Annotated in this window: 1 protein-coding gene and 1 pseudogene; both read right to left on the reverse strand. The window is 71.6% G+C overall.

Annotated elements, in window-relative coordinates; all coding sequences use genetic code 11:
* Positions 1-104 precede the first annotated feature (104 nt).
* Positions 105-1,730 (reverse strand): helix-turn-helix domain-containing protein, encoded by a 1,626-nt coding sequence (locus BQ7391_RS00015; RefSeq protein ID WP_075278742.1) that lies wholly within the window; start codon positions 1,728-1,730, stop codon positions 105-107.
* A gap of 1 nt (position 1,731) precedes the next feature.
* Positions 1,732-3,258 (reverse strand): annotated as a pseudogene (locus tag BQ7391_RS00020) (DNA translocase FtsK); the annotation flags it as partial.
* Positions 3,259-3,365: the final 107 nt, after the last annotated feature.

Consider the following 3,365-nt stretch of genomic DNA (forward strand, 5'->3'; position numbering starts at 1 on the left):
TGTCGACCTCCTGCATGTCGACGACGGAGACGACGTCGAAGCTCGATTCCTTGGCCATTGCCCCTCTCCTTCCCCGGCCCGGCGCTCGCCGGGCCGCATCGATGCTACTGCCCCTGGTCGGCCTCGGGCGCGGCGCCGTCGGTCGACGCCGCGCCCGCGGAGCCGTCGGATGAGCCGCTCGAGGCGTCGTCCGCGGAGTCCTGGCGCGGCGTCCCCTTGATGGTCACGCTCCCGAGCCCGCTCGCGGTCTTGCTGAACTCGACGGGCTCCCCGTTCTCCGTGACGGTCACCGCCGTGCGGTCCCCGGCTGAGATGGAGATCGAGTCGTATACGGTGAAGCTCTGGGACCACGGCCCCGTGAGGTCGTCGGCGACCACGCTCGTGCCGTCGCAGACGATCTCGAGCCAGGAGTACTCGCCGCTGGCGATGCTGACCTCGACGACGGTCTCGGTCACGCTGGGCTCGTCGCTCGCCGCCTGGTCGTCGGACGTCGCGCCCGACGAGGCGTCCCCGTCCCCGTCGGCCGCCTGGTCGCCCTGGCCGTCAGCGCCTTGGCCCTCGTCGGCCTCGTCGGCGCCCTGGGTGGCGCCGTCGTCGGACTGCTGCCCGCCCGACTCGGCGTCGGACTGGCTCGCGTTGTTCACGGCGACGGTCTGGCCGACGGAGCGGGAGGGGCCGCTCACGCACGAGCTGACCGAGAGCACGACGATGGCGGTGAGCACGACGGTGAGGGCGACCACGATCGCGAGGAGCGCGCGCCTCGCGTCCGAGAAGAACCACTGGAGCCAGCCGAGCGCGCCCCCGCGCGCGGGCGGGCGGCGCCCCCCTCCCCCCTGCCTGGCGGAGGAGCGGTGCGGCGAGGACGGGCGGCGTCGGACGTTCGGGCGCTCGACCTGGGCGATGTTGCGCGAGGAGCGACGCCCCGAGATGGTCGAGGCCGGGGCGTATGGGCTCGCGTGGTCGTCGTAGCGCATGTCGTCGGTGTACTCGCTCGGGGACACCCGGCGCGTGCTCACGTCGTCGCGGCGATAGAGCCGCGCGGAGGGGCGCTCGTCGCGGGGGGAGCCTCCCCCGTCCCCGAGCGCCCTGCCCTGCCGGGCGTCCGCGCCGCGGCGGGCGCGCTGCGCGCGGCGCCTCGTCGACGAGGCGCCCACCCGCTCCCGCGCCGCGCCGCTGTTGTAGGGGCGGCGCTCGGGGCCGACGTCCCACCCGTCATAGGACGCCGACGAGTAGGCGGCCCGCGTCCCGGGCGCCGGGGTGCCGACGCCCGCCAGGGGAAGCGACGAGCGGGGCCGGGCGGGGGCCGTCGTGGCGAAGTTGCCCATGTCGCCCGCCGGGCCGCCCGAGGTGGGCAGGAGCGGGCGGTACTCGACGTAGGCCTTCGGGCGCGAGCCGGCCTCGTTCACCACGTCGTACCCGGAGATGTTTCTGCCCGCCTGCGTCTGGCGCGTCCTTCTCCTCAGCTCGTGCGAGGAGCTGCCGTGACGGTGCTCGTAGAGCTCCTCCTGGAAGAGGTCGACGATCTCCCGGGCGTTGAGGCCGAGGTAGCGGGCATAGCTCGAGAGCATGCCCTGGGCATAGCCGCTCTGGGGCATGTGGTCGTAGTCGCCCTCCTCGAAGGCGACGAGCACGTCTCGGCGCAGCTTCAGGATGCGGGAGGCCTGCTCGAGGGAGAGCCCGAGGTCGTGGCGCCGCATGACGAGCGCCTCGCTGAACCGCGGCCGTGACATGCTACTCCACCCCCTCGTACGCTGCGTCGGCGACCTTCAGCTCCTCGAGGCCCTCCTTGTCGAGAAGGACCTCGCGGGGCTTTGACCCGTTGGCCGGGCCCACGACCCCCTTCGCCTCCAGCATGTCCATGATCCTGCCGGCCCTAGCGTACCCCACCGAGAGGGCGCGCTGCAGCCCGGAGGTGGAGCCGAGCTGAGAGTCCACAACTATGCGCGCGGCCTCCCAGATGAGGGGGTCGTCGTCGCCCCGCGCGCCGGGCTCGCCGCCGCCGGGGGCGTTGGGGACGACCGCGGTGAGGATGTCCTCGTGATAGTCGGCCGTGACCTGCTCGCGCACGAACCTGACGGTCTGCTCGATCTCCTCGTCGGAGACCCAGCAGCCCTGGGCGCGCCGCGGCTTGCGCCCGCGGAGCTTGACGAGCATGTCGCCCTTGCCGAGGAGCTGCTCGGCGCCCTTCTGGTCGAGGATGATGCGCGAGTTGATGGAGTTGTCGACGGAGAGCGCCACGCGGTTGTCGATGTTGGCGCGGATGAGGCCGGTGACGACGTCCGCGGAGGGCCGCTGCGTGGCGACGATCAGGTGGATGCCCGCGGCGCGCCCGAGCTGCGCGATGCGCACGATGGAGGACTCCACGTCCTTGCCGGCCACCATCATGAGGTCGGCGAGCTCGTCGATCACGATGACGAAGTACGGCATGTGCTTCGGGGGGTTCTCCATCTCCGCGTACTTGTCGCCGTCCACGTTGTTGTTGAAGGTCTTGATGTCGCGCACCTTGTAGTGCTCGAAGACCTTGAGGCGGCGCTCCATCTCGGTCACGCCCCACTGCAGGGCGCTCGCCGCCTGGCGGGGCTCGGTGACCACCGGCACGTAGAGGTGCGGGAGGCCGGCGTAGCCCGTGAACTCGACGCGCTTGGGGTCCACCATGATGAGGCGCACCTGCTCGGGGGTCGCGCGCATGAGCATGGACATGATGATGGCGTTGAGCAGGACCGACTTGCCCGAGCCCGTGGTGCCGGCGACGAGCAGGTGCGGCAGGCCCGCGAGGTCGACCACGATGGGGCGCCCCTCGGAGTCGCGGCCGAAGGCGCAGTCGAGCGGGCCGCCCTTCGCGTAGGGGAGCACGTCGGAGAGGAAGACCGGCTGGGGCTTGTCGTTGGGGATCTCGATGCCCACGAGCGAGGTGCCCGGGATGGGCGCGAAGATGCGGACCGACTTGGCCGCGAGCGAGAGGGCGATGTCGTCCTCGAGGTTGACGATCTTGTTGACGCGCTCCCCCTCGCCCATGGAGATCTTGAACGTGGTGACGGAGGGGCCGGCGATCCAGCCCTCGACGCGCGAGGTGAGGCCGAACTCCTCGAGCGTGGCCTGGAGCTTCGCCGCGGTCTCCGAGAGCTCCTCGTCGTTGCCGTAGGAGCCGCTCGCGTCAGGGTTGGCGCGCAGGATGGAGAGAGGCGGGAGCTGGTAGGACTCGTCGGCGTCCCCGGGGCGCGTGATGCTCTCGGGCGCGGCCGGGACCTGCCCGCGCTCCGCCCTGGGCCTCCTCGCGTCGGGCGTGCGGGCCCCATCCCGTCTCTTTTACACATCTCCCAGCCCACGCGACCGTCCTAGATATCGTATGTCGCCCTCTGCTTTCA

It is taken from the genome of Thermophilibacter provencensis, assembly GCF_900128445.1.
Taxonomy (GTDB): domain Bacteria; phylum Actinomycetota; class Coriobacteriia; order Coriobacteriales; family Atopobiaceae; genus Thermophilibacter; species Thermophilibacter provencensis.

Bases quoted from the DNA above. Each gene is read 5' to 3' on its own strand.
- BQ7391_RS00015 (WP_075278742.1), bottom strand. From the start codon at position 1,730: ATGTCACGGCCGCGGTTCAGCGAGGCGCTCGTCATGCGGCGCCACGAC.